The organism is Telluria sp. ZB4P34 (assembly GCF_059686055.1).
The window spans coordinates 16,987-42,582 of sequence record NZ_JCASIF010000021.1 but is presented as its reverse complement, the minus strand read 5'-3'; the positions used below and the strand labels follow the sequence as shown (position 1 = coordinate 42,582).

Sequence of the window (25,596 nt, the reverse complement as noted above, 5' to 3'; positions counted from 1 at the left end):
GTAGGGTGGACGGTGGTTCCAGCCTGGGAGATCGCCATGTTCGGCAGCACGGTCCTTGAAGTCGCCATCGGCCTGACGTTTTGCTACGGCACCCTGGCGCTGGTCGTCAGTAGCTTGCAGGAAGCGCTGGCCGCAGCCTTCAGCCTGCGCGCCAACATGCTGCTCGACGCGGTCAAGCGCATGCTGAACGATCCGCGCTGCGAGGCGCTGGCGCAAAGCCTGTACGACCATCCGCTGGTCAACCCGCACGGCAGCACCCGCGAGCGTCGCGCGCGGTCGGTGAAACCATCGTACATCGAACCTGCCCACTTCGCGATCGCGCTGCTCGATTCGCTGCGCAGCAATCCGGCGATTCCGCTGCAGGCGGCCGTCGAGGCGCTGCCCGACGAAGGGGTGCGGCGCGTGCTGCTGGCCCTGCACCGCCAGGCCGGCGGCGACCTGCAGCGCTTCCAGGAAGGCATCGCCGGCTGGTTCAACAGCGCCATGGAGCGCCTGTCCGGCGTCTACAAGCGGCGCCAGCTGCTGATCTCCTTCCTGCTGGCGCTGCTGCTCACGATCATGCTCAACGTCGACAGCATCCACCTGTTCCAGACGCTGTGGCAGAACCCGGCCCTGGCCGCCCAGATCAAGGCGACGCCGGCGGCGCTCGATGCCGAGGCGCTGCGCCAGCTGTGGACGCTGCCGATCGGCTGGAGCAGCTTCCCGCCCCGGTTCGACACCGCCTTTGCCCTGCAGGCGGCCGGCTGGCTCATCACTGCCGGCACCACCCTGTTCGGCGCCCCGTTCTGGTTCGACCTGCTGCAGCGCGCCGTCCAGCTGCGCAGCACCGGCGCCAAGCCGCAATCGCACGCGGCGCCGCGCACCGGGCCGGAGGCCGCGCCGGTCCAGTCCTGAGGGCGGGCTTTTGCGATAGCGCCTAGCAGCCCTGCGGGCGGTGCGCGTCTACCAGCACGCTCGACACCGAGATGTGCGGCACCCGTTCGGGCCACGCGTCACCCGGCCCGAACCAGCGCGCTTCCGCGATCTCCGCCGTGTCCACGCGGATCTCGCCATCCAGGTAGTCGGCCGTGAAGGCCAGCATCAGCGAATGCGGGAAGGGCCAGGACTGGCTGCCGAAGTAGCGCAGGTTCTGCACCCGCAGGCCCACTTCCTCGTAGACCTCGCGGTGGATCGCCTCCTCCACCGATTCGCCCGCCTCCAGGAAGCCCGCCAGCGGCACGAAGCGCTTGGTGGGCGACGCCACGTGCATCGCCAGCAGCACGCTGTCGCCCTTTTTGATCAGGACCATCATGGCCGGCGAGATGCGCGGATAGGCCATGTGGCCGCACTGCAGGCACTTGTAGCAGCGCTCGCCGGCCGCCAGCGCGGTGGCGCTGCCGCAGGCGCCGCAGAAGCGGTGGGTGCGCGCCCATTCCGCCACCTGGGCGGCGCGCGCCCCCAGGGCCAGCACGGCTTCGTCCATGTCCGCGAACAGCGAGCGCAGGCCGCGCAGGGCATAGCCCGGGGGCAGCACGGGTTCGCTGTCGAACCAGCCGGCCTCGCAGTAGCGCTCGCCGTACAGGCCGAGCGGCTGCAGGCGCGCGCGGTCGACCTCGAGCCGCTCCAGCAGCGCCGCATCGGGCAGGGCCAGGTCGTGTTCGCGCACCAGCAGGCGCCCGCCATGGAACAGGAAGCTCAGGGGTGCGGGGTCGGGGCGGGGCGCGAACAGCGGCGTGAAGGTAGCGGGTGTCTGGAGCATGGTCGGATGTACGTGAGCGGACGGGACGATGACGCGATCATACCGCCTTTCGCGGCGCCTTTCTTCCGCCCCCGTTCAGCCTGCCGTCCGCCTGCCCGAATCCACGAACGGAGTGAACTAGTCGCTGCTCATCAGACTCAAAGTGGAGCTGTTCGCTGCATCGACCCCTACCTGGAGAAGACGATGGACGACACCCCCGTTGTGCCCGGCATTAAGCATCCGTCCTGCGACTTCCGCTGGAGCGCCGACTACCTCGGGCCGCCGCCCCAGCTGTCCGGCACCGAGGCGGCGCTGGACGGCGCCGCCGATCTCGTCATCGAGCGTCCGCGCGGCCGCGAGGGCCTGTGCGCGCGCATGCTCGACCTGCTGTGCCCGGGGCGCGTGATCGGCCTGTACCAGGGCAGCAGCGAGTTCGGTTCGCGCGCGCTGGCGATCCCGCCACTCCTGGTCACCAGGCGCAGCGAGCCGGAGCTGCCAGTATGATCCGCACCTGCCGCGGAACAGTCCGCACCTTGCGGCGTTCCATCCTCCGGCGTCACGACATTCGCAAGCTCATCGTGTTTCGCGCACTGCAGCTCGGCGACATGCTGTGTGCGGTGCCTGCATTGCGTGCGCTGCGCGCAGCGCTGCCACATGCCAGCATCGTACTCACGGGCCTGCCATCGGCGATGCAGTTCGCCCAGCGTTTCGACGCCTATATCGACGAGTTCATCTCCTTCCCCGGGCACCCGCTTCTGGCGGAGCAGGCGGTCCGGCACGAGGAACTGGCCGCCTTCTATTCCGGTATCTGCGACCGGAGTTTCGACCTCGCACTGCAACTGCACGACAGCGGCGAGGTAACCAACCATATCGTGGCCGGCTTCGGCGCGCGGACCATGGCCGGGTTCACCCGCGGCGAAGGCAGGCAGACCGACCGTACCCTGCTCTTTCCCTACCCGGACAGCGGCGCCGAAACCGAAAGGCTGCTGGCCCTGCTGGACAGGCTGGGCGTGCCCATCACCGGCACCCGGCTCGAGTTCCCGCTGCGACAAGAAGATATCGATGAACTCGAGGCCAGCAGCGCAGTACGCGAGCTTGAACCGGGCAGGTACATCTGCATCCATCCGGGTGTGCGCAAGCGCGACCGATGCTGGCCACCCGTACGCTTCGCCGAAGTGGCGGACCAGCTCAGCCACGAATTCGGGCTCGTCACTGTCCTGACCGGTTCAGCCGACGAAGCGCCGCTGGCGCGCGCAGTGGCTGGGCATATGCGCACACCAGCGATCGAAGCAGCGGCGCCGATCTCGATCGGCGCCATGGCGGCGCTGATGAGCCGGTCTCGGCTGCTGATCTGTAATGACACCGGGGTCTCCCACCTGGCCGCAGCGCTGGGATTGAACAGCGTGGTGGTGTTCAGCAAGGCCGACATCGCCCGCTGGGCTCCGCTTGACCGCCTGCGCCATCGCTGCATCTGGGATCCCACAGCCGAGCGCATCGCCGTCGTACTGCAGCATGCGCGCGCCCTGCTGTCAGGGACCGACCCAAGCGGGCAGCGGGCTACGGGGATGTGGCCATACTGGTGAGCCGGCTGTCCGGACAAGGTGCCCGGGTCGCATGGACAGGCACAAACGCAGTCGGACAAAAAAAACGCAGACAGCACATGGCGCGGTCTGCGTTGGAAGCCGGCTTGCGCCGTGCGAGGATCGGATGCCGGGCGGCGCCGGCGACGGGTTCGGTAAAACCTTACTTCAGCAGCCTGGTGCGGCTGGCCACGAAGGCGATGAGCAGCGACAGGCCGCCGATGAAGGCCATGGCGGCCTTCATGCCGGCGAAGTGGGCAACGGCGCCGATCATTGGCGGACCCACCAGGCTGCCGCTGTAGGCCATGCTGGCGACGGCGGCCAGCGCCATCGGACCTTGCGCGCCGGCCGCGCTGAACACGAAGGGGAACAGCAGCGCCAGGCCGAGGCCGGCGATCGCGAAACCGCCCAGGGCAGCGAAGGCGTTCGGCGACAACACGGCGAAGAACAGGCCGGAGGCCGCCACCAGCGCACCGATGGTGATCAGGCGCTGGGCGCCGAAGCGCACTTTCAGCCTGTCGCCGACCATGCGCGACAGCAGCATCATCATGGAGAACGAAGCCAGTGCCAGTGGCGCCAGGCTGTCCGACGCACCGAAGTGTTCTTTCAGGAACACGCCGCTCCAGTCGGCGATGCTGCCCTCCGACATCGAGCCCAGAAAGCCCAGCAGGCCCAGCAGTGCCAGCGGACCGCGCGGCAGCGAGAACGACTTCTTCTCGACCTTCTCGCCGCTGTCGTCGGCGTCCATCATGCTGAAGGCGCCCCACAGCACCACGGCCAGCGGGCCGGCCAGCATCAGGAAGTGGGTGCCCGGAGCAATCTTCAGGCTGGCCATCAGGCTACCCAAGGTCGCGCCCGCCAGGCCACCTGCACAGGCGAGGGCGTGCAGCATCGACATGTCCGCCTTGCCGGTCTGCCTTTCACGCCTGGTCGCGGCCGAGTTGATGGCGACGTTGAAGGTGCCGGAGGCAATCCCCAGCATCAGGACCGACAGCATCAGGCGCGAAACGGTCGGCGCCATGCCGATCGACACCAGCACGCCCAAGAGAGCCATGCCTGAGACCAGCATCGACTTGCGCGCGCCGAAGCGGGTCATCAGGAACGAGGAGACCGGGTAGGACACGACGGCGCCGAGGCCGCCGCACAGCAGGACCATCGACAGGGCCGAGTGGGAGACCTGGACACGCTCGGCCAGGGCCGGGATGCGGCCGGCCCACGAACCCATGGCGAGGCCGAACAGGGCAAACAGGACCGGAAGTGCGTATTGCTGGGTTTGCGCGAAACTAAAAGAAAAGCGCGAATTGGAAACAGTGGTGTGCATCGGCGAGATTGTTAAATTTTTCGGGTTTTTTCAATTGCCAGCCCATCCTGATCGCTTTAATTATTTACGCCAGGAAGCTGATGGGGGGCAATTCTAAACGCGGGAAAAATTTTGTGTTTGCCGTGCGGAAAAATTTTTTTGGGCGTTGTTTTGCGTCGACGCAAATATGACAACATCCTTGGCAAAGCGCTATGGAAGCCGGCAAAAGTGCCCAGTGATTGCGGTAAATTCGCCTAAATGTAAGCAAATGCTTCCGCGCTCGCGGCAGAAAAAATTGTCGGATGACTGCAAACAATACAGGACGATATTGAATTTCCAGCTCAAGCGTGTCTTTAAGCAAATAGTCTTCCGGACAAGTTGCAAGAATATATTCAAGGCGGTTTATATCCGATATTCGTGAAACGTATTACGACCATTTATCAAACAACTGTGAAATCGAAGAGTCCGCTTTATAAGTCGGCTTATAAGCAGAAATAAGCCAAACAATAGTCAAAAAAAGAAAGCCAGCCTGCCGGGCTGATTGAATCCGGCAAGGCTGGCCTCTCGATCCGAAGATCCCGATGGCGGGTCAGACGATCTGCAGGCTTACATCGATGTTGCCGCGGGTCGCGTTCGAGTAAGGGCACACGATATGGGCGCGCTCGACCAGGGTACGGGCCTCGTCTTCGGGCACGCCAGGCAGGCTGATCTGCAGCAGCACTTCGATGCCAAAGCCGCTGGCGATCTGTCCGATGCCGACGCTGCCCTGCACCGACACGTCCGGCGAGATCTTCAGCTTGTCACGTGCGGCGACGAATTTCATGGCGCCCAGGAAGCAGGCTGAGTAGCCCGCCGCGAACAGCTGCTCGGGGTTGCTGCCCTCGCCGCCGGCGCCGCCCAGCTCACGCGGCGTCGACAGCTTGACGTCGAGCGCCTTGTCGGACGACACTGCGCGGCCGTCGCGGCCTCCGGTGGCGGTGGCGCTAGCGCGGTAGAGAACTTTTTCGATAGCCATGGTAATACTCCTCTGTTGGTTGTCGGGATCGACCCGGTTAATATATGCGATTAGATAGTGCGCTACTTAATGACTGCCTGTCTGGCCTGGCTGGCGCAACATGCTTCGCCTTCACTACGCGTACTGGGCTGAAGCACATGCAGCACTGCCCGCCACGGAAAAGATAATACATAGCGAGCTATTTAATTGCAAGCGATTTTTATCCGATCTGTGTGCCGGCGGACCGAATGGCCTGGCAAAAGCTCAGATCCGCCGTACGGATTCGCGCACGATCAGGCTCAAGGCCGGCATCTCTTCATCGGGCTGTTCATGGCCGAGCATGCCGAGCACCATGCGGCCGACCTTGATGCCGACCTCGTACAGGGGCTGGCGCACGGTCGTCAGCGGCGGCGTCGTGTACATCGAGCTGTGCAGGTCGTCGAAGCCGACGATCGAGATATCGTCCGGCACCCGGATGCTGCGGCGGTACAGCGCCAGGCGGGCGCCGTACGCGCTCAGGTCGTTGCTCGCGAAGATCGCGGTGAAGCGCTGGTTCGAGGCCAGCAGCTGGTTCACCGCCAGCAGGCCGCCCGACTCCTGGAAGTCGCCCGGCACGATCATTTGCGGATCGACCTCGATCTTGTGCCGCGCCAGCGTGTCCTGGTAGCCGGCGAGGCGCGCTCGCGCATCCTCGTGGTCGGCCGGGCCGGTGATCATTGCGATCCGGCGGTGCCCCTGCTCCACCAGGAATTCCACCGCCTCGCAGGCGCCGCGGTAGTTATCGAGCCCGAATCCGAGCACGCGCTCGCCCGCCACCTTGCGGCCGAACGCGACGATCGGCACACGGCGCGAGAAATCGAGGATCTGGCTGTCGCTCATGTTCCCGGTGAGGATGGCGACGCCGTCCACGCGGCGCGCGATCAGGAGCTCGACGCGCTCGGCCTCTTCGTCCGCATGCCAGTGGCCGCTCATGATGAGCAGCGCGTAGCCGGACGCCTTGACGGCATCCTCGATGCCGACCATGGCGCGATTGAAGTAGCCGCTTTCCAGCGATTGCGTCAGCACGCCGATGGTGCGCGTGCTGCCCATCTTGAGGCTTTGCGCCAGGCGGTTCGGCTTGTAGTTGAGTTCCTCGATGACGCGCTCGATGGTGCGGCGCTTGTCGTCGGCGACCTTGGCAGTCCCGTTCAGGAAGCGCGAGACCGTGGCGGGAGACACACCGGCCGCAAGGGCAACCTGGTTCAGGGTGGCGGTGCCGGACTCGTCGTTCTTCATGGATGCGTTCGCTGTTCGATGGCGGCCGATGGTGGGCGGAAGTCGTGGTGCAGGCTGGCGGCCACACCCTGCAAAGCTGAGCTTAACACGCCATGAAAATCTTTCATAGGTTTTCATGAATGCGTTCCCGAACACCCGTTCGTTAACTTTTTCAAAAAACCATTTGACTTCTCCTCCTTTGCAGATTTAGCATGAAATCGTTTTCAAGATTTATGAAACCGTTTTCTTGAAAAGCATGCACCAAGGTAACAGAACTCAATAATTCGAACATTGGAGACAGCATGAACACCTCAGCACCGCAGCGCCGGCGCGCTTCGCGCCTTGACCTCGCCCCGATCACCCTCGCCGTCCTCGCCCTGGTGGCCGGCATCGGCAATGCCTCCGCCCAGACCGCGCCCGACATTGCGCGCCCCGGCGACACCCCGCCCGGCCCGGCAGCCACCGCGCCGGCCGCGGCACCTTCGCCTGCCATCGACAGCAACGGCATGGCCGAAGTCATCGTCACCGCGACCAAGCGTTCCACCTCGCTGCAGAAGACGCCGATCGCAATCACCGCGCTGTCGGCCGCGACCCTGGCCGACAACCACGTACAGACCATGCTCGACGTGGTCCAGCTGGTGCCGGGTTTCCAGGCCACCGCACAGGGCGACCACGGCGTCACCACCATGACCCTGCGCGGCATCGGCAACGACAGCGCCAAGACCCAGTATGCCGACCCGGAAGTCGCTTCCTTCGTCGACAACGTCTACTCGCCGCGCGCGGAAGGCGCCACCGCCCTGATGTTCGACGTCGAAGGCATCGAGGTGCTGCGCGGTCCGCAGGGCACGCTGTGGGGCCGCAACTCCACCGTCGGCGCCGTCAACATCCAGACCGCGAAGCCGGAACTGAACAGCCGCTCGGGCTATGTCGAAGGTGGCATCGGCGACTACAAGCGCTACGGCATGCGCGGCGCCGTCAACGTGCCGCTGTCCGACACCGCCGCCCTGCGCTTCGCGATCGTCCACGAGCAGCACGACGGCTACGTCGATTACCAGAAATTCCCGGGCGTGCCGATCGAGCAGCAGCGCGCCGCCTACCTGGCCGCGGGCGGCGCCCCGGCCGCCTTCCGTCCGATCGACCCGAACCAGTGGGCCGTGGGCGACCGCAAGTACAGCGCCCAGGACCAGACCGCCGCGCGCGTCAGCCTGCTGTGGCACATCCAGCCGAACCTGGTGTGGAACGTCGCCTACGAAAAATTCGCCGACCGCGGCACCCCGAGCGCCAACCTGATGCAGACCCCGCGCCCCGGCCAGAAGCACTGGTCGATGCTGAGCGACAGCGCTCCCTGGATCGAACGCGACAGCGACAACGTCCGCAGCCGCCTGACCTGGGACATCAACCAGGACATGGCCCTGCACTACATCGCCGGCTTCTCGAAGTACCAGGGCACGATGCGCTTCGACCAGGACGGTGGCGCGGTGCTGCCGACCTCGATCCGCTCGGGCGGCGTGTTCCAGGAACACACCACCACCGATTCCGACTATCGCAGCCAGAGCCATGAGGTCTACCTGCAGTCGACCGGCACCCGCACCGTCGACTGGCAGGCTGGCGCCTATTACGGCGGCGAGAAGAACAGCATCCGCTTCGACATCCCCGTCATGAACGGCACCAAGGACAGCGGTAGTGTCGTGTGGCAGGGTTCCTTCATCCAGCCGAAGGAAACCGTCGATTCGCGGGCCGTGTTCGGCCAGGCCACCTGGAACGTCAGCAAGCAGCTGCACCTGACCGGCGGCGCGCGCTACACCCGCGACGAGCGCGAGAACATCGGCGGGCGCGCCTATACCTGGGCCTACAATGACGCCGCGCCGCAGCTCGCGCTGAATCCCTCGATCGACCCGCGCGTGCAGCCGGGCTTCAAGGAAGACGTGCCGGGCAACGACGGCAAGTTCACCGGCAGCAAGGTCACCTGGCTGGCGCGCGTGAATTACGACCTGGACAAGGACCACATGGTCTACGGCAGCGTCTCCACCGGCTACAAGTCGGGCGGCACCCAGGATCGCGGCTTGACCTACCAGCCCGAGACCCTCACCAACTACGAAGTCGGCTCGAAGAGCTCTTTCATGGGCGGCGCTGTCAGGGTCAACAACGCCCTGTTCTACATGGACTTCAAGGACTTCCAGTTCAACTCGCCGGTGAACTTCGCCGACGGCGGCCGGGGCCTCGCCATCGAGAACGCGGAAGGCGCGAAAGTCTACGGCCTGGAAACCGAAATCGCGGCGCGCCTGGGCCGGAACGGGCGTCTGTCGGCCAGCTTTGCCCTGCTCAAGACCAAGCTGGGCGCCCTGATCGCCGGCTCCAACGACTACACGCTGCCACGCCCCTGCGTCGCCAAGCCGGAGTTCGATCGCTGCCTCGACGTCACCGGCAACACCATGCCGCACGCGCCGCGCTTCTCGACCACCTGGATGTACCAGCACACCTTCCGCTTCGATAACGGCGCCACCCTGGTGCCGCGCGTCACCGCGCACTACGAGACCGACGCGGAACTCTCGGTGTTCAACCTGGGGCCGGAAGACCGCCAGGAGGCCCACGCCACCGCCGACCTCGGCCTGCGCTACCAGAACAAGGGCTGGTGGGTCGACGCGTTCGTGCGCAACGTGGGCGACAAGAAGATCAAGACCAGCGCCTTCAACGGCTTCGGTCCGTGGCTGGCGCAGTACAAGCCGCCGCGCACCATCGGCATCAATACCGGCTTCGATTTCTGAGCCGGCTTCCCAAGGCAGTCCCGCAGTGCGGGACTGCCGTCTTTCCCCGTCATCAAGAACCCGTCCCATGACCAAGCGAACTTCTTTCGATTCCGAATTCGACAACGTTACCGTCTTTCCCGCCGACTTCACCTGGGGCGTCGCCACCAGCGCCTTCCAGATCGAGGGCGCCTCGCAGGAAGACGGCAAGGGTCCGTCGATCTGGGACACCTTCTGCCAGGACCATGCCAACATCAAGGACGCCAGCGACGGCACGGTCGCCTGCGACCACTACCACCGCTACCGGGAAGACGTGTCCCTGCTGGCCTCGCTCGGCGTCGATGCCTACCGCTTCTCGATGGCCTGGTCGCGCGTCCAGCCGGACGGCAAGGGCGCCTGGAACGAGAAGGGCTTCGATTTCTACGACCGCCTGCTGGACGAGCTGGCGGCAAAGGATGTCAAGGCCCACCTGACCCTCTACCACTGGGACCTGCCGCAAGGCCTGCAGGATGACGGCGGCTGGCTCAACCGCGACACGGCGCACCGCTTCGCCGACTACGCGCATGAGGTGACGCGCCGCTTCGGCAACCGGATCGACGCCATCGCCACCCACAACGAACCCTGGTGCACGGCCAACCTCGGCTACGGCAATGCGCAGTTCGCGCCCGGCGTGGCCGACCTGAAGCAGTCGATCCAGGTCTCGCACCACCTGCTGCTGTCGCACGGCCTGGCAATGCGCGCCATGCGCGCGCTGAACGGCAGCGCGAAACTCGGCATCGTGCTGAACCAGTGGACCGCCGACCCGGCCACCGATTCGCAGGCCGACCGCGACATGGCCGCCTTCGAATACGCGCGCTCGACCCAGTGGTTCATGGACCCGATCTTCAAGGGCCATTATCCCGAACTGGCGCTGCGCGGCCACGGCGCCAATGCGCCGGAGGTCCGCGAGGGCGACTTCGACATCATCCGCCAGCCGATCGACTTCCTGGGCTGTAACTACTACTTCCGCGCCTGGTGCAGCGCCGACACCCCGCCGAAGCCGATGCCCGGCAAGCTCGGTTTCACCGACATGGGCTGGGAAATCTATCCGCAGGGCCTGCCCGAGCTGCTGGTGAAGCTGAAGGCGGAGTATGACCTGCCGCCGATCTACATCACGGAAAACGGCATGGCGCACCCGGACGAAGTGGTGGACGGCCACGTGCACGACGGCGCCCGCATCGCCTTCGTGCGCAGCCACCTGGACGCGCTGCACGAGGCGATCGCCCAGGGCGTCGACGTAAAGGGCTACTTCCTGTGGAGCCTGTTGGATAATTTCGAATGGAACTCGGGCTACAGCAAGCGCTTCGGCATCGTCCACGTCGACTATGCCACCCAGCAGCGCACACTGAAAGACAGCGCGCTGTGGTACCGCGAGTTCCTGGCACGGCGCCGATAAGACCTGCACGGCAGCGGCGGCGTCAATAACAAGAAGGAGGAGACATGCACGACTACATCGAAGGACCGCCGCGCCTGGTCGCGGACATCGGTGGCACCAATGCGCGCTTCGCGCTCGAGACCGCGCCGGGCAGGATCAAGGCCATGCTGACGCTGGCCTGCGCCGACTACCCTCGCTTCGAGGACGCGGTGCACGCCTACCTGGCCAGCTGCGGCGCGCCCGTCGAACACGCCGTCATCGCCATCGCCAACCCGGTCGACGGCGACGCCATCCGCATGACCAACCACCACTGGGCCTTCTCGATCGAGGCCGCGCGCGCCGAACTGAAACTCGACACGCTGCTGGTGGTGAACGACTTTACCGCACTGGCGATGGCCCTGCCGGCGCTTGGCCCGGCCGACCTGATGCAGGTAGGAGGCGGCGCGGCGCGCGCGGGCAGCGCCATCGGCCTGGTCGGCGCCGGCACGGGCCTGGGCGTTTCCGGCCTGGTGCCGTTCGGGGACCGTTGGGCGCCCCTGCACAGCGAGGGCGGCCACGTCGCCTTCTCTCCGCTCGACGAGCGCGAAGTGGCGGTGCTGCGTTACTGCTGGCAGCGCTACGACCACGTGTCGGCCGAGCGCTTCGTGTCCGGCCCCGGCATTGCCCTGATCCGCGAAGCGCTGGCGGCCAGCCGCGGGATCGCCCTCGACGCGGCGCTGCCGCCGGCCGAGATCGTGGCGCGTGCGCTCGGAGGCGGCGACGCCCTGAGCCGCGAAGCGGTGGACTGCTTCTGCGGCATGCTCGGCACGGTCGCCGCGAACCTGGCGGTAACGCTGGGCGCGCAGGGCGGCATCCATATCGGCGGCGGCGTGGTGCCGCGCCTGGGCGGCTACTTCGCCGAGTCTCCCTTCCGTGCGCGGTTCGAACGCAAGGGCCGCTTCAGCGCCTTCACCGCGCAGATTCCGACCTGGGTCATCACCGCCCCTTATCCGGCATTGACGGGCGCCGCCGGCATCCTGGCCGACCACCTCGCCCGCCAGCCAGCCGCCCCGCCGCGCCGCCGCCTGCGCTCGGGCATGGCCCCGGCGCCGCTCCTTGCCCATGCGGAGGCCGAACATGCACAGCGCTAAACCCGCGGTCTCTCCCCTGCTCTGGGTGCCGACCGGCTACTTCACGATGGCGCTCGGCTACGTGATGCTCACCAGCGTCACCGCCATCATGTTCAAGAACCTGGGCATGGACAACGGCCGGGCGGCGCAGTATTCAAGCCTGCTGATCCTTGCCTACACCATCAAGCCGCTGTTCGCGCCTTTCGTCGAGATGTACCGCACCAAGAAGTTCTTCGTGCTGTGGGCGCAGGTGGCGATCGGCCTCGGCTTCGCCGGCGTCGGGCTGGCGATGGGACTGCCCGGCTACATGGGCTTCCTGATGGCGGTGTTCTTCGCGCTCTCGTTCATCGGCGCCACCCAGGACATCGCCAGCGACGGGGTCTATGTCACCTCGCTCGACACCCGCGCCCAGTCGCTGTATTGCGGCATCCAGAGCCTGTCCTGGAACATCGGGCCGATCGTCGCGGCGGGCGGCATGGTGTTCCTGAGCGGCTACCTGCACACCAACGTCTTCGGCCATGACCCGAAGGTGTTCGGGCCGGACTGGATCGACGCCTGGCGCATCATCTTCTTCCTGGTCGGCGGCATCACCCTGTTGATGGCGCTGTGGCACCTGCGCACGATGCCGGAAGGCGCACGCGCCGCGGATACGCCCTCGAGCGTGCGGGATGCCGGCCGCATCCTGCTCGACGCCTTCGTCACGCTGTTCAAGAAGCGCGACATATGGCGCATGATCGCGTTCGCCTTCCTGTTCCGGCTCAGCATCGGCTTCCTCGAGAAGATCGGTCCCTTCTTCATGGTCGACCCGGTCTCGAAAGGGGGACTCGGCCTGTCCAACGAAATGCTCGGCCTGATCTACGGCACCTACGGCCTGGCCGCCGTGCTGCTCGGCTCCCTGCTGGGCGGCTGGTACGTGGCGCGGCGCGGCCTGAAAGCCACCCTGTTCGTGCTGTGCTGCGCGGTGAACATCCCGAACGTGACCTTCCTCTTGATGAGCATCTACCTGCCCACCAGCCTGCTGGCCATCACGGCCGGCGTCGTCATCGAGAAGTTCTTCTTCGGCTTCGGCGCCGTCGGCTTCATGATCTACCTGATGCAGCAGCTCGCGCCTGGCAAGTACACCACCACCCACTACGCCTTCGGTACCGGCCTGATGGGGCTGTGCGGACTGGTCACCGGCGTGATCAGCGGCCACCTGCAGGAAATGCTGGGCTACGTCAGCTATTTCGTCTTCGTCATGATCGCCACCATTCCTTCCTTCCTCGCGACCTGGTTCGCGCCCTTCCACCACGACGACGGCAGCGCACCGGCAGCGGATGCGCAGGCGAAGGCGGTGCCGGCATGAAGCGCCTGTCCCTTCTGCTGCTTCCGTTCGCGGCCGGCAGCGCCGTCGCGGCGCCCGCCGGCATTGTCAAGCTCAACCAGCTCGGCTTCCTGCCGGCGTCGCAGAAGCTGGCCGTGATACCTGCCAGGGCCGGTGCTGCCCGCTTCGACATCGTCGATGCCGCCAGCGGCAAGCCGGTGTTCAGCGGCACGCTCGGCAGCCCGGTACGCTGGGACGCCTCCGGTGAGGCGGTGCGCGTCGCCGACTTCAGCGCCGTAGCAGCGCCGGGCCAGTACCGGCTGAAGGTGGATGGCATCGCTCCCTCCGACGCCTTCACGGTGCGCCCCGACAACTACCGCGCCCTCGGCGCGGCCTCGCTCAAGGCCTATTACTTCAACCGCACGGCGATCGCGCTGGCGCCGAAACACGCCGGCGCCTGGGGCCGTCCGGCCGGCCACCCGGACGACCGGGTGCTGGTGCACGCCTCGGCGGCATCGAGCAGCCGCCCGGCCGGCGCCGTCATCGCCAGCCCGAAAGGCTGGTACGACGCGGGCGACTACAACAAATACATTCCCAGCTCGGGCATCACGACCTATACGCTGCTGGCGGCCTACGAGCACTTCCCCGCCTGGTTCGACCGGCTGGACGTGAACATCCCGGAATCCGGCAACGGCGTGCCCGACATCGTCGACGAGGCCATGTGGAACCTCGAATGGATGCTGACGATGCAGGACCCGGCGGACGGCGGCGTGTACCACAAGCTCACCAACCTCACGTTCGACGCCATGGTCATGCCGCACCTTGCCATGAAGGCGCCGCGCTACGTGGTGGCCAAGAGCACCGCAGCAAGCCTGAACTTCGCGGCGACGATGGCTGCCGCCAGCCGCGTGCTGGCGCCCTACCAGAAGCAGTATCCGGGCATGGCCGCGAAGATGCTGGCCGCCGCCGAAAGCGCCTGGAAGTGGGCGCAGGCCAACCCGGGCGTGCTGTTCAAGAATCCGGCGGACGTCGTCACCGGGGAATACGGCGACGCCCGCGTCGACGATGAACTGGCCTGGGCCGCGGCGGAGCTCTACATCAGCACCCGCAAGGACAGCTACTACACGGCGCTGCAGCCGGAAACCGTGTCCGCCACCTACCCGGCCTGGGACGACGTGCGCGGCCTGGCGTGGATGTCGCTGGCGCACCACCGCGAGCGCCTCACGCCCATCGCAGACCGGGGCCTGATCGCCGCCCGCATCGATGGCCTGGCCGCACGCCTGGCCCTTGAGGCGCGCAACTCTGGCTACCGGGTGCCGATGAAGGCGCAGGACTTCGTCTGGGGCAGCAATGCCGTGATGCTGAACCAGGCCATGATGCTGGTGCAGGGCTACCGGCTGAACGGCAAGCGCGACTACCTGATGGCGGCCCAGTCCGCGCTCGACTACGTGCTGGGCCGCAATGCGCTAGGGCTTTCCTTCGTCACCGGCTTCGGCGCGCGGCCGTCGATGCATCCGCACCACCGGCCGTCGCAGGGCGACAGCGTGGCCGCGCCGGTGCCGGGCTGGGTCACGGGCGGGCCGCAGCCCTTCCAGCAGGACAAGGCCGAATGCCCGCCCTACCCGAGCACGCTGCCGGCCCTGTCCTACCTCGACCACGTGTGCAGCTTCGCCAGCAACGAGGTCGCCATCAACTGGAACGCGCCGCTGGTCTACGTGAGCGCCGCGCTGTCCGAACTCACGCCAAAGGCACACACCATGAATGAGCAGGCCAATGCGCTGGACCGGCTGCGCCGCCAGGAACAGCTGCTGCAGTTCGACAGCTTCAGCAACGACGCGGCGCTGGACATCGGCCTGAAACTGGTCGAACTGGCCAGGTCGAAAAAGCAGGCCGTCAGCGTCGAGATCGCGCGCAACGGCCAGGTGCTGTTCGCGCACGGCACGGACGGCGCGCCGCCCGACCATGCGGACTGGATCCGCCGCAAGAGCAAGCTCGTCAACCGTACCGGCCGCAGTTCCTTCCACTTCCACACCGAGGTGGTGCAGAACGGCGGCGACATCGACGCCATTCCCGGCTTCGACATCCGGGAGTATGCTGCGCATGGCGGCTCGTTCCCGGTGGTGGTCAAGGGAACGGGCCAGGTCGGCACCATTACCGTCTCCGGCCTGCCGGGGCCGGACGACCACGCGATGGTGGTCGCGGTGCTGAAGGATTACCTCGGGGTGAAGGAGGACATCTGATGAGTGAACCGGTACGGTGGGGCATCCTGGGCACGGGCGGCATCGCGCGTGCCTTCGCGCTCGGACTCAGGCACGCGCCCGGCGCGGTGCTGGCGGCGGTGGGTTCGCGCACGCAAGAGAGTGCGGATCGCTTCGCACGTGAACTCGGCATGGACATGCGGGTTGCGCGGGCCTACGGGTCCTACGAGGAGCTGGCCCGCGCCGACGGCGTGGACATCGTCTACATCGGCACGCCGCACCCGATGCATGCCGCGAATGCCCTGCTGGCGCTGGGCGGCGGCAAGGCGGTCCTGTGCGAAAAGCCCTTCGCCATGAACCGGCGCGAAGCCACCGACGTGGTGGCGCTGGCGCGCGCCAAGCACCTGTTCCTGATGGAAGCCATGTGGACGCGCTTCATGCCCGCGCTCGCCGACGTCAGGCGCATCATGGCCTCCGGCGAGATCGGCGCCGTGACGCAGGTGCACGCCGACTTCGGCTTTTCGGCCACGCTCGACCCCGAACACCGCGTCAACAAGCGCGAGCTGGGTGGCGGCGCCCTGCTCGACCTGGGCATCTACCCGCTGTCGATCGCCTGCGCCCTGCTGGGCCAGGTGGAGAGCGTGCAGGCGCAGGCCATCATGAGCGAGACCGGTGTGGACGCGAGCACCGTCTTCACCATGAAGCATGCGGGCGGCACGCTGTCGGTCTGCAGCTGCTCGATCCGCGCGCGCTCGGCCTCCGAACTGATCGTCTCCGGCACGGGGGGCAGCATCCGCATGCACCGCATGTTCCACCTGGCCGAGCGCATCACCGTCGAGCTGCAGGACGGCTCCTCGCGCACCATTCCCACGCCCTACCTCGGCAACGGCTACACGCACGAAGCCATCGAGGCCGGCCGCTGCGTGCGCGCAGGGCTGGTCGAGCATCCCCTGATGACGCATGCGGACACGCTGGCGCTGATGGGGCTGCTGGACGAGATCCGCGCGCAGATCGGGCTGCGCTACCCTTCCGACGCCTGAGCGGCGCCGCCTGGCACCGGCCGTTCGCCGATCTGCTGGCGCCACATGGCGTAGTACAGGCCCTTCTGCGCCACCAGCGCGTCGTGCGAGCCGGTTTCGACGACGCGCCCCTTCTCCAGTACGTAGATGGTGTCCGCATGCATCACCGTCGACAGGCGGTGCGCGATCAGGATCGTGATCTGGCTGGCGCGCGCCGAGATCCGGCGCACGGTGTTGGTGATCTGCTCTTCGGTGATCGAATCCAGCGCCGACGTCGCCTCGTCGAAGATCAGCAGGCGCGGCTCGCGCACCAGCGCGCGGGCGATCGACAGGCGCTGCTTCTCTCCGCCCGACAGCTTCATGCCGCGTTCGCCGATCACGGTGTCCAGCCCTTGCGGCGACGTCTCCACCAGGTTGGCACAGGAAGCCCCTTCCAGCGCCGCCATGATCTGCGCATCCGTCGCATCCGGCTTTACGAACAGCAGGTTGTCGCGGATGGTCCCGGCGAACAGGTGGGTCTCCTGCGTGACGAAACCGATCTGGCGGCGCGCCTCGTTGTAGCGCAGCTCTTCGGTGGCGGTCTCGTTGTAGTACACCTTGCCGCGCGCCGGCGTGTACAGCCCGACCAGCAGCTTGACCAGGGTCGACTTGCCGGAGCCGGAAGGCCCGACGAAGGCCACCGTCTGGCCCAGCGTGGCGCCGAACGAGATGTCCACCAGCGAATCCTCCGGCGCGCCCTTGTGGCGAAAGCCCACGCCGGCGAAGCGGACCTGTTCGAGCGGGCCGATCTCGACGAAGTCCTGCGGCCTGCGCTCGATCGGCTTGTCCATCAGCGCGCGGAAGTTCAGCAGCGAGGCTTCGACTTCGCGGTGCGCCAGGATGATGTTCCCCAATTCCTGCAGCGGCGCGAAGATGGCCACCGAGATGAACTGCATCGCGATCAGCTCGCCCGGAGACAGCAGCTTGCGGAAGATCAGCCACAGCAGCGCGAACAGGATCGCCAGCTTCAACAGGCTGAGCGTGCTCCCCTGCAGGAAGGAGAGCAGGCGGATGCGTTTGACCTTTTCCATCTCGAGCGCGAAGATGCCGTCGGTCTGCGCGCGCAGGCGCCGGATCTCGGGATAGGTCAGTCCCAGGCTCTTGATCAGCTCGATGTTGCGCAGCGACTCGGTGATGAAGCCGGAATTGCGGTTGGTCTCGCGCACGATCGAGCGCTGCTGGGTCTTGATCTCGCGCGAGAGCAGGCCGGTGAGCCCGCCCAGCACCAGCACCCCGACCAGGAACACCGGCACCAGCAGCCAGTGCTTGGTGACCGCATACCAGACCAGGAAGGCCACGCCGACCAGCGAGGCGAAGACGGTGTTGACGAAGGTGTTGATGAAGCGCTCACTGTCGGCGCGCACCTTCTGCAGCAGCGACAGGGTCTCGCCGCTGCGCAGGTCTTCGAACTCCTGGTACTTCAGGCGCAGCACGTGGCGCAGGCCGTCGTTGAAGATGGCCACGCCGAGCTTCTGCACCATCAGCCGGGTGACGTATTCCTGCAGCGCCTTGGCCAGGCGCGCCAGCAGGGCCACCAGCACGGCCAGCCCCAGCAGGCGCAGCACGCCCGCCACCAGTTCGTCGTCGGTCCGGTTGCCGGGATTGAGCGCGTACTCGTCGATGATCTTCCCGAAAATGATCGGATCGACCAGGTTCAGCACCTGCGCCAGGCCGGCCAGCAGCAGCGCCAGCGCGGCGAGGCGCCAGTGCGGGCGCAGGTAGCTCCAGAGGATGTGCATGCCTGCATGGTATCAAGGCCCCTGCCCCGGGCGCGCACGGCCATCGCGTGTGTTGCCTGGGAGATGGCATCTTGTATCATAGGTAACGCGTTGATGCGAACGATGCAGAAACGTTAAAGTAGAGCCATTTGCCACTGCTCTTGCACGGAGGTTTCGCGTGAACGACAGTCCAGCCACCCTGCCGCCCCGACACCTGTTGCTGGCAACCGACCTGTGCGCGGGATGCGACCGTCCGCTCGACCGGGCCAAGCAATTGGCGCGCGAGTGGCAGGCCGAGCTGACGGTACTGACGGTGCGCGATGGGCCGCAGACGCCCGAAGAAGTTGCTTCCTGGCTCGACGGAACCCCCACGGTCCACGCCTTCGAGCTGGCTGCGCGGCGCGAGCTGGCGGAGGAATTCGCCGGCACCGGCGTGACGCCGGACCTGCAGGTGGTGGAAGGCGACGTCACCGACAGCATCCGCGTGGCCGCGGACGGCATGCCGGACGGGATGGTGGTGCTGGGCGCGTCGCGCGGCGAGAGCTTCCAGGAGCTTCTGCTCGGTTCCACCGCCGAGCGCCTGTCGCAGGACCTGGCGCAGCCGCTGCTCGTGGTGCGCCAGCGCACGCGCGGCAGCTACGGGCGCATCGTGGTGGTGAACGACTTCTCGGAGCGCACGCGCCGTGCACTCGACACCGCCCTGCACCTGTTCCCGGGCCGCCGGATCACCCTGCTCCACGTGCTTGAAACCGGCGCCGGCGCATTGACCGGGGTGCTGGCGGCTGCGGCTGGCGAAGGCGTGGAACGCAGCAGGCGCTTCCTCGACGACTGTGGCCTCCCGCCTGCGGACCGCGCGTTGCTGGACGTAGCGGTCGCCCAGGGCAAGGTGGCCGAGGCCGTGGCCCGCTACACACTCGAGAACATGGTACAGCTGGTGGTGCTCGGCGTGCGGCCCCGCTCTGGCATGGCGCGGGTATTCATGGGCAGCCGCAGCGAAGACCTGCTCCGGCACCTCGCCTGCGACACCCTCCTGGTGCGGGAGGAAGCCGGCGATGGGTAAGCGTTCGCTCCATCAGCCGGCCCGGCTTTTCCGCAGGAGCCGAGCGCAATGCTGCTGATCCTGCTGCTGCTTCCTTTCGCCGCAGCCATCGCCGCAGCCTGCATGCCCGGCGATTCACGCGACCGCCCGGCCGTCGTCGCAGGCCTCGCCACGCTGGCAGCCCTGGCGCTTGCCATTTCCCGCTTCGACCTCATCGCCGCCGGCGCCGTGCCACTGGAGCGCTATGCGTGGCTGCCGGCATTCGGACTGGACATCGTTCTCCGCATGGACGGCCTGGCCTGGGTCTTCACGGTCATGGTGCTCGGCATCGGGGTGCTCGTGCTGCTCTATGCCCGCTATTACATGTCGCGGCGCGATCCCGTACCCCGCTTCTATGCCTACATGCTGGCCTTCATGGGCGCGATGCTCGGCGTGGTCCTGTCGGGAAACCTGATCCAGCTGGTGGTGTTCTGGGAACTGACCAGCATCACGTCGTTCCTGCTGATCGGCTATTGGCAGGAGCGCAACGACGCCCGCCGCGGCGCCCGCATGGCCTTCACCGTTACCACCATCGGCGGCCTCTGCCTGCTGGCCGGCGTGCTCCTGCTCGGCCATATCGCGGGCAGCTACGAGCTGGTAGACGTGCTGGCTGCGGGCAACCGCATCCGCGCCCACGATTGGTATGTGCCGGCCCTGGTCCTGGTGCTGTTGGGCGCGCTGACCAAGAGCGCGCAGTTTCCGTTCCATTTCTGGCTGCCGCATGCGATGGCGGCGCCGACGCCGGTCTCGGCCTTCCTGCACTCGGCTACGATGGTGAAGGCGGGAGTGTTCCTCCTGATCCGCCTGTGGCCGGCCCTGGCCGGCACCGAAGAATGGTTCTGGATACTCGCCAGCGCCGGTGTATGCACCCTGCTGCTGGGCTCATTCTTCGCGATCTTCCAGGTCGACATGAAGGGCCTGCTGGCCTATTCCACCATCAGCCACCTCGGTCTGATCACCGTGCTGCTCAGCATCGGCACGCCATTGTCGGTGGTGGCGGCGGTGTTCCACACCATGAACCACGCGGTGTTCAAGGCGTCGCTGTTCATGGCAGTGGGCATCGTCGACCACGAGAGCGGCACGCGCGACATGCGCCGGTTGCGGGGTTTGCGGCGCGCCATGCCGCACACGGCGGCACTGGCCATCGTCGCCACCGCGGCGATGGCCGGGGTGCCGCTGATGAACGGCTTCCTGTCCAAGGAAATGTTCTTCACGGAGACCATGGTCGTGGGCGGCAGCGACAACTGGTGGATGTCCGTGGCCGCCGGCCTGATGGGCCTGTTCAGCGTGATCTATTCGCTGCGCTTCATCAGCGTGTTCTTCGGCCCGCTGGCGCGCGATCTGCCGGACGAGCCGCACGAGCCGGCGCGCTGGATGCGGGTGCCGATCGAATGCCTGGTGCTGCTGTGCATCGCGGTGGGCGTGATGCCGGAGCGGGTGGTAGGCGACGTGCTGGCCGTGGCCGCGCATGCGGTGCTGGGTCCCACCATGCCCAAGTACAGCCTGGCGATCTGGCATGGCGTCAACCTGCCGCTCATGATGAGCGTCGCCGCCCTGGCCGGAGGCCTGCTTGGCTACCTGGTCCTGCGCAACTGGTTCGCGCTGGCGCAGCGCGACCGGGTACCTGTGCTGCACCGTCTGAAGGGCGCCCAGCTGTACGAGAACGTGATGCTCGGCCTGTCGCAAGCTGCGGCCTGGCTGCTGCGCCTGGCCGGTACCCAGCGCCTGCAGCCGCAGCTGCTGGTGCTGATGGCGGCAATGGTGGCAGTGCCGATCCTGCTGGCGCAGCCGGCGCGCGATTTCGTCACCCCGGACCTGGCCAATGCCGATCCGCTGTTCACGCTGCTATGGCTGATCGGCGCCGGATGCGCCGTGGCTGCTGCATGGAAGGCGAAGTACCACCGGCTGGCGGCACTGGCCCTGGTCGGCGGCACCGGGTTGGCTACCAGCATGACCTTCCTGTGGCTGTCGGCGCCGGACCTGGCCCTGACCCAGCTGATGGTCGAGACCGTAACCACGGTCCTGATCCTGCTGGGTCTGCGCTGGCTGCCGCCACGCTTGCAGCCGGCCCACCTCACAGGACGCGTCCCGCTCGCCAGCAATCTGCGCCGCGCGCGCGACGCACTTGTGGCGCTGGCCGGCGGACTGGGGCTGGCGGCCGCCAGCTACGCGGTCCTGACGGCGCCGCAGGAAGGCGCCAGCGCCCGCCTGCGCGATTTCTTCGTCACGCGTGCCCTGCCCGAAGGGGGCGGCGCCAATGTCGTCAACGTGCTGCTGGTGGACTTCCGCGGCTTCGACACGATGGGCGAGATCACCGTATTGTCGGCGGTGGCCTTGACGGTCTACGCACTGCTGCGCCGCTTCCGTCCGGCGCCGGAGAGCGTCGCGATACCGGTCCAGCAGGCCAATGACGTCGACCCGGCGGTAGGAGAGAAGCCGGCAGTGCAGGCACGCGAAGGATACCTGATGGTGCAGGCCGTATACCTGCGCTTCCTGCTCCCGGTGATGGGCGTCATCGCCGTGTACTTCTTCATGCGCGGGCACAACCTGCCGGGCGGCGGCTTCGTGGCGGGCCTGATCTTCGCCACCGCCCTCATCGTGCAGTACATGGTGGCCGGCACCGACTGGGTCGAATCGCACCTGCGCCTGCGGCCGCACCGCTGGATCGGCTGGGGCCTGGCGACCGCCTGCGCCACCGGCCTCGGCGCCTGGCTGTTCGGTTATCCCTTCCTGACAAGCCACACGGCCCACGTGACGCTGCCGCTGCTGGGCGAACTGCACCTGCCTTCGGCCTTCGTATTCGACCTCGGCGTGTTCTTCGTGGTGGTCGGGACCACTATGCTGATCCTGGTGGCGCTGGCCCACCAGTCGCTGCGCAGCCGGCGCACGCCGCCCGCTGCGACCCGCACCGCCGCACTGGCCGCCATGCCCCCGCCCAAGGAGATCCAGTAATGGAAACCGTGCTCTCGCTGGCCATCGGCGTCGTGTTCGGCGCCGGCATCTGGCTGGTGCTGCGTCCGCGCAGCTTCCAGGTGCTTGCGGGACTGATGCTCATGTCCTACGCCGTCAACCTGTTCATCTTCGCCATGGGCCGCCTGACCGTGGATCAGCCGCCGCTGACGCCGGCCGGCACCGTGCCCGATCCGGCCGTGCTGGCCGACCCGGTGCCCCAGGCGCTGGTGCTCACCGCCATCGTGATCGGTTTCGCCACCACCGCACTGTTTCTGGTGGTGATGATCGGCGCGCGCGGCCTGACCGGCACCGACCATGTCGACGGCGAGGAGCCCGAACCATGAATTTCCTCACGGGCCTGGACTGGACCCGCCACCTCGTCGTCATCCCCGTGCTCCTGCCGCTGCTGTGCGGGGCGCTTCTGGTGCCGCTGACGGAGGGCCGCCACCGCCTGAAGTTCGCCGCCAGCTATGCGGCGGTGCTCGGCCTGCTGGCCAATGCGCTGGCGCTGGTGCTGCTCACCGACGGGCGCTGGCCAGGCGGCGGGTTTGGCAATGTCGGGGCGTATTTCGCCGCCAACTGGGCGGCGCCATTCGGCATCACGCTGGTGGCCGACCGCCTGTCCGCCGTGATGCTGGTGCTCACCGCGGTGCTGGCCCTGGCTGCCCTGCACTACGCACAGCCGCGCTGGGGGCGCATCGGGGTGCACTTCCATTCGCTGTTTCAGTTCCTGCTCATGGGGATCAACGGCGCCTTTCTCACCCACGACCTGTTCAACCTGTTCGTATTCTTCGAGGTGATGCTGGCCGCGTCCTACGGCCTGGTCCTGCACGGCTACAACGTGGCGCGCCTGCGCGCCAGCATGCAGTACATCGCAGTCAACCTGGTTGCCGCCCTGCTGTTCCTGGTCGGGATCGCGCTGACCTATGCCACCACCGGCACCCTCAACATGACCGACCTGGCTGCACGGGTCGCCACCCTGCCGCCGCAGGCGCTGGGCTTGCTCCAGGCCGGCGTGGCGGTGATGGCGCTGGCCTTCCTGGTCAAGGGCGCCATGTGGCCGCTGGGTTTCTGGTTGCCCACCACCTATGCGGCGGCCTCGCCGCCGGTGGCCGTCATGCTGGTCCTGATGACCAAGGTCGGCGCCTACGTCATCCTGCGCATCTGGCTGCTGGTCTTCCCCGAAGGCGCCGGTGAGGCTTCACGCTTCGGCTACGATGCCCTGCTGTGGGGCGGGATGGCAACCATCGTGTTCGGCGCCGCGGGTATGCTGGCGAGCGATGCCGCCGGGCGCATGGCCGGCTATGCGGCAATCATCTCCTCCGGCACATTGCTGGCTGTGATCGGCTACGGCCAACAGTCGCTCGTCACCGCCGGGCTGTATTATTTCATCGCTTCCACCGTCGCCGTCGCCGCCTTTGTGCTGCTGATCGAGCTGGTGGACCGCATCCGCACGCCGGGCGCTGCGGTGCTGGCGCTGACCATGGAAGTGTATGCCGTCGAGGACACGCCGGACGAGCCGAAGGGCCGGGGCGTGCCGGCGGTGATGGCCTTCCTGTCGCTTGCCTTCGCCGCCTGCGCCCTGATGATCGCCGGCCTGCCGCCGCTGTCGGGATTCGTCGCCAAGTTCGGCCTGTTCCATGCCTTGGTCAATCCCGGGCCCGGCCAGCCTCCGATTGGCGGCGCCGGCTGGACCCTGATGGCACTGGTGATCGTTTCCGGACTGGTCGCCATCGTGTCGCTGATGCGCTTCGGCGTGCGTACTTTCTGGGCGGCCGACACGCTCGGCCCGCCGCGCCTGCACGTGGCCGAAGCGGTGCCGGTGGCCGCCCTGCTGGCGCTTTCGGTGCTGCTGACTGTACAGGCGCAGACAGTGTACGGGTACCTGGCGCGCGCCAGCGGCGACCTGCACCGGCCAGGCCTGTACATCGAGCGGGTCCTGGGCACGCCGCCGGTGCCCGGCCAGACCCGCGCCGCGGAGACGCCATGACACCCTGGCTGCCCTTTCCCATTGTCTCACTGTCGCTGTGCGCGCTGTGGCTGCTGCTTAACCAGACGCTTGACCCTGCCCACCTGCTGTTCGGCGCCCTGCTCGGCATTGTGGTGCCGCTGCTCACGCGCCGGCTGCAGCCCTTTGGCTATCCGCGCCTGCGCGCACCGCTGACCTTCCTGCGCCTGGCAGGCATCGCCCTTGTCGAAATCGTGCGCTCCTGCTTCAACGTGTCCCGCGTCATCCTGTTCAGCGATTACCAGACCGTGAACACGCAGTTCATCCGCGTGCCCTTGAGCATCCGGGACCCCTATGGCCTGGCGATGCTCTCCTGCCTGATCAACATGACACCGGGGACGGTGTGGGTGGAGATCCTGCCGGAGCGTTATGAGCTGTCGCTGCACGTGTTCGACCTGCATGACCAGCAGTGGTGGATCGACACCATCAAGCGCCGCTACGAACAACCCTTGATCGAGATCTTTGAATCGGAGACGGACAATGCAAACCCTTCTTGAACTGGCGATCGGCTACGCGCTGGTCTGCGTGCTGGTGGCGCTGGCCCTCTGTGCGCTGCGGCTACTGCTCGGCCCGTCCGCGCACGACCGAGTGCTGGCGCTGGATACGCTCTGGATGGGCGGTATGCTGCTGGCAATTGTGCTGGGCATCCGCTTCGGCACCCAGGTGTATTTCGAGGTGGCGATCCTGATCGCGCTGCTGGGCTTCGTGTCGACCGTGGCGCTGGCGAAGTTCCTGATGCGCGGGGAGATCATCGAATGAGCGGAATCGAACAATTGCCGGGCTGGGCCGCCCTGACGGTAGCCCTGCTGCTGGTGCTGGGCGCCACCATCGCCCTCATCGGCGCGCTAGGCCTGCTGCGCCTGTCAACCTTCTACCAGCGCATCCATGGTCCCGCCCTCGTAGTCACGCTCGGCGCCAGCTGCCTGCTGCTTGCTTCGATGCTGTACTTCACGGTGACACAGTCGCGGCCCGTCATCCACGAGCTCATCATCTCAGTCTTTATCCTGATGACGGCCCCAGTCGTGTCGATGACGATCATGCGGGCCGCCGTATACCGCGACCTGCGGGCGCGCAAGCATGACGCGGGAGCGACGGCGGGCGCGGTGTACGTGATCCCCGAGGAAGAGGACAAGGGAATTCCTGGCCACCGGTAATGGGCGCTGGATTCG

21 protein-coding genes are annotated in these 25,596 nt (G+C 66.8%); 16 read left to right on the top strand and 5 right to left on the bottom strand.

Going from position 1 to position 25,596, the window contains the following annotated elements:
* Positions 1-12 precede the first annotated feature (12 nt).
* Entirely contained in the window at positions 13-894 is an 882-nt protein-coding gene (locus AC56KL_RS21550) for a hypothetical protein (RefSeq protein WP_497182226.1), read from the top strand.
* A gap of 22 nt (positions 895-916) precedes the next feature.
* Here the strand turns inward: AC56KL_RS21550 and nudC are convergent, their stop codons facing one another.
* Positions 917-1,738, bottom strand: a complete 822-nt coding sequence (nudC, locus tag AC56KL_RS21545) for an NAD(+) diphosphatase (RefSeq protein WP_497182225.1) — start codon at positions 1,736-1,738, stop codon at positions 917-919.
* A gap of 183 nt (positions 1,739-1,921) precedes the next feature.
* Between nudC and AC56KL_RS21540 the strand changes: the two genes are divergently transcribed.
* Positions 1,922-2,221, top strand: a complete 300-nt coding sequence (locus AC56KL_RS21540) for a hypothetical protein (protein WP_497182224.1) — start codon at positions 1,922-1,924, stop codon at positions 2,219-2,221.
* Complete coding sequence (locus tag AC56KL_RS21535) at positions 2,218-3,300, top strand: glycosyltransferase family 9 protein (RefSeq protein ID WP_497182223.1); 1,083 nt, start codon at positions 2,218-2,220, stop codon at positions 3,298-3,300. The genes AC56KL_RS21540 and AC56KL_RS21535 overlap by 4 nt, the downstream gene beginning before the upstream one ends.
* A gap of 160 nt (positions 3,301-3,460) precedes the next feature.
* On the opposite strand, the gene AC56KL_RS21530 is transcribed toward AC56KL_RS21535, so the two are convergent.
* The 3 genes from AC56KL_RS21530 to AC56KL_RS21520 all read right to left on the bottom strand — a co-directional run bounded on the left by AC56KL_RS21530 (position 3,461) and on the right by AC56KL_RS21520 (position 6,866).
* Positions 3,461-4,618, bottom strand: coding sequence for an MFS transporter (locus AC56KL_RS21530; RefSeq protein WP_497182222.1), 1,158 nt, complete (start codon positions 4,616-4,618; stop codon positions 3,461-3,463).
* A 568-nt stretch (positions 4,619-5,186) separates the two neighbouring features.
* On the bottom strand, positions 5,187-5,612 hold the full coding sequence (locus AC56KL_RS21525; RefSeq protein ID WP_497182221.1) for an organic hydroperoxide resistance protein: 426 nt from the start codon (positions 5,610-5,612) through the stop codon (positions 5,187-5,189).
* Positions 5,613-5,855: 243 nt separating this feature from the next.
* Positions 5,856-6,866, bottom strand: coding sequence for a LacI family DNA-binding transcriptional regulator (locus AC56KL_RS21520; protein WP_497182220.1), 1,011 nt, complete (start codon positions 6,864-6,866; stop codon positions 5,856-5,858).
* Between the two features lie 281 nt (positions 6,867-7,147).
* Here AC56KL_RS21520 and AC56KL_RS21515 point away from each other — a divergent pair, with 281 nt between their 5' ends.
* The 6 genes from AC56KL_RS21515 to AC56KL_RS21490 all read left to right on the top strand — a co-directional run bounded on the left by AC56KL_RS21515 (position 7,148) and on the right by AC56KL_RS21490 (position 16,653).
* On the top strand, positions 7,148-9,610 hold the full coding sequence (locus AC56KL_RS21515; RefSeq protein WP_497182219.1) for a TonB-dependent receptor: 2,463 nt from the start codon (positions 7,148-7,150) through the stop codon (positions 9,608-9,610).
* 67 nt (positions 9,611-9,677) lie between these two features.
* Complete coding sequence (locus AC56KL_RS21510) at positions 9,678-11,024, top strand: GH1 family beta-glucosidase (protein ID WP_497182218.1); 1,347 nt, start codon at positions 9,678-9,680, stop codon at positions 11,022-11,024.
* A 44-nt stretch (positions 11,025-11,068) separates the two neighbouring features.
* Positions 11,069-12,133 carry a glucokinase gene (locus tag AC56KL_RS21505; RefSeq protein WP_497182217.1) on the top strand — a complete coding sequence of 355 codons (1,065 nt, stop codon included), beginning with the start codon at positions 11,069-11,071 and terminating at the stop codon, positions 12,131-12,133.
* Complete coding sequence (locus AC56KL_RS21500; RefSeq protein ID WP_497182216.1) at positions 12,120-13,457, top strand: MFS transporter; 1,338 nt, start codon at positions 12,120-12,122, stop codon at positions 13,455-13,457. The genes AC56KL_RS21505 and AC56KL_RS21500 overlap by 14 nt, the downstream gene beginning before the upstream one ends.
* Complete coding sequence (locus AC56KL_RS21495; RefSeq protein WP_497182215.1) at positions 13,454-15,655, top strand: heme-degrading domain-containing protein; 2,202 nt, start codon at positions 13,454-13,456, stop codon at positions 15,653-15,655. Before AC56KL_RS21500 ends, AC56KL_RS21495 begins: the two co-directional genes overlap by 4 nt.
* A complete protein-coding gene (locus AC56KL_RS21490) occupies positions 15,655-16,653 on the top strand; it encodes a Gfo/Idh/MocA family protein (RefSeq protein ID WP_497182214.1) in 999 nt (332 codons plus the stop codon). The genes AC56KL_RS21495 and AC56KL_RS21490 overlap by 1 nt, the downstream gene beginning before the upstream one ends.
* On the opposite strand, the gene AC56KL_RS21485 is transcribed toward AC56KL_RS21490, so the two are convergent.
* Complete coding sequence (locus AC56KL_RS21485; RefSeq protein WP_497182213.1) at positions 16,635-18,410, bottom strand: ABC transporter ATP-binding protein; 1,776 nt, start codon at positions 18,408-18,410, stop codon at positions 16,635-16,637. The genes AC56KL_RS21490 and AC56KL_RS21485 overlap by 19 nt on opposite strands.
* Before the next feature lie 157 nt (positions 18,411-18,567).
* Here AC56KL_RS21485 and AC56KL_RS21480 point away from each other — a divergent pair, with 157 nt between their 5' ends.
* From AC56KL_RS21480 to mnhG, 7 genes are read left to right on the top strand one after another with little or no spacing between them, the layout of a single operon-like run.
* Positions 18,568-19,449 (top strand): universal stress protein, encoded by an 882-nt coding sequence (locus AC56KL_RS21480; RefSeq protein WP_497182212.1) that lies wholly within the window; start codon positions 18,568-18,570, stop codon positions 19,447-19,449.
* A gap of 48 nt (positions 19,450-19,497) precedes the next feature.
* The gene (locus AC56KL_RS21475; protein ID WP_497182211.1) at positions 19,498-22,419 is read left to right on the top strand and encodes a monovalent cation/H+ antiporter subunit A; all 2,922 of its coding nucleotides are present in this window, start codon (positions 19,498-19,500) and stop codon (positions 22,417-22,419) included.
* Complete coding sequence (locus tag AC56KL_RS21470) at positions 22,419-22,763, top strand: Na+/H+ antiporter subunit C (RefSeq protein ID WP_497182210.1); 345 nt, start codon at positions 22,419-22,421, stop codon at positions 22,761-22,763. Before AC56KL_RS21475 ends, AC56KL_RS21470 begins: the two co-directional genes overlap by 1 nt.
* Positions 22,760-24,409 (top strand): monovalent cation/H+ antiporter subunit D, encoded by a 1,650-nt coding sequence (locus tag AC56KL_RS21465; RefSeq protein ID WP_497182209.1) that lies wholly within the window; start codon positions 22,760-22,762, stop codon positions 24,407-24,409. Before AC56KL_RS21470 ends, AC56KL_RS21465 begins: the two co-directional genes overlap by 4 nt.
* Positions 24,406-24,924, top strand: coding sequence for a Na+/H+ antiporter subunit E (locus tag AC56KL_RS21460; protein ID WP_497182208.1), 519 nt, complete (start codon positions 24,406-24,408; stop codon positions 24,922-24,924). Before AC56KL_RS21465 ends, AC56KL_RS21460 begins: the two co-directional genes overlap by 4 nt.
* Positions 24,908-25,186 carry a K+/H+ antiporter subunit F gene (locus AC56KL_RS21455; RefSeq protein ID WP_497182207.1) on the top strand — a complete coding sequence of 93 codons (279 nt, stop codon included), beginning with the start codon at positions 24,908-24,910 and terminating at the stop codon, positions 25,184-25,186. Before AC56KL_RS21460 ends, AC56KL_RS21455 begins: the two co-directional genes overlap by 17 nt.
* On the top strand, positions 25,183-25,581 hold the full coding sequence (gene mnhG, locus AC56KL_RS21450; protein ID WP_497182206.1) for a monovalent cation/H(+) antiporter subunit G: 399 nt from the start codon (positions 25,183-25,185) through the stop codon (positions 25,579-25,581). Before AC56KL_RS21455 ends, mnhG begins: the two co-directional genes overlap by 4 nt.
* Positions 25,582-25,596: the final 15 nt, after the last annotated feature.

Coding starts and splice junctions, on each gene's coding strand:
- nudC (WP_497182225.1), bottom strand. CDS start 1,738: ATGCTCCAGACACCCGCTACCTTCACGCCGCTGTTCGCGCCCCGCCCC.
- AC56KL_RS21540 (WP_497182224.1), top strand. CDS start 1,922: ATGGACGACACCCCCGTTGTGCCCGGCATTAAGCATCCGTCCTGCGAC.
- AC56KL_RS21535 (WP_497182223.1), top strand. CDS start 2,218: ATGATCCGCACCTGCCGCGGAACAGTCCGCACCTTGCGGCGTTCCATC.
- AC56KL_RS21530 (WP_497182222.1), bottom strand. CDS start 4,618: ATGCACACCACTGTTTCCAATTCGCGCTTTTCTTTTAGTTTCGCGCAA.
- AC56KL_RS21525 (WP_497182221.1), bottom strand. CDS start 5,612: ATGGCTATCGAAAAAGTTCTCTACCGCGCTAGCGCCACCGCCACCGGA.
- AC56KL_RS21520 (WP_497182220.1), bottom strand. CDS start 6,866: ATGAAGAACGACGAGTCCGGCACCGCCACCCTGAACCAGGTTGCCCTT.
- AC56KL_RS21515 (WP_497182219.1), top strand. CDS start 7,148: ATGAACACCTCAGCACCGCAGCGCCGGCGCGCTTCGCGCCTTGACCTC.
- AC56KL_RS21510 (WP_497182218.1), top strand. CDS start 9,678: ATGACCAAGCGAACTTCTTTCGATTCCGAATTCGACAACGTTACCGTC.
- AC56KL_RS21505 (WP_497182217.1), top strand. CDS start 11,069: ATGCACGACTACATCGAAGGACCGCCGCGCCTGGTCGCGGACATCGGT.
- AC56KL_RS21500 (WP_497182216.1), top strand. CDS start 12,120: ATGCACAGCGCTAAACCCGCGGTCTCTCCCCTGCTCTGGGTGCCGACC.
- AC56KL_RS21495 (WP_497182215.1), top strand. CDS start 13,454: ATGAAGCGCCTGTCCCTTCTGCTGCTTCCGTTCGCGGCCGGCAGCGCC.
- AC56KL_RS21490 (WP_497182214.1), top strand. CDS start 15,655: ATGAGTGAACCGGTACGGTGGGGCATCCTGGGCACGGGCGGCATCGCG.
- AC56KL_RS21485 (WP_497182213.1), bottom strand. CDS start 18,410: ATGCACATCCTCTGGAGCTACCTGCGCCCGCACTGGCGCCTCGCCGCG.
- AC56KL_RS21475 (WP_497182211.1), top strand. CDS start 19,498: ATGCTGCTGATCCTGCTGCTGCTTCCTTTCGCCGCAGCCATCGCCGCA.
- AC56KL_RS21470 (WP_497182210.1), top strand. CDS start 22,419: ATGGAAACCGTGCTCTCGCTGGCCATCGGCGTCGTGTTCGGCGCCGGC.
- AC56KL_RS21465 (WP_497182209.1), top strand. CDS start 22,760: ATGAATTTCCTCACGGGCCTGGACTGGACCCGCCACCTCGTCGTCATC.
- AC56KL_RS21460 (WP_497182208.1), top strand. CDS start 24,406: ATGACACCCTGGCTGCCCTTTCCCATTGTCTCACTGTCGCTGTGCGCG.
- AC56KL_RS21455 (WP_497182207.1), top strand. CDS start 24,908: ATGCAAACCCTTCTTGAACTGGCGATCGGCTACGCGCTGGTCTGCGTG.
- mnhG (WP_497182206.1), top strand. CDS start 25,183: ATGAGCGGAATCGAACAATTGCCGGGCTGGGCCGCCCTGACGGTAGCC.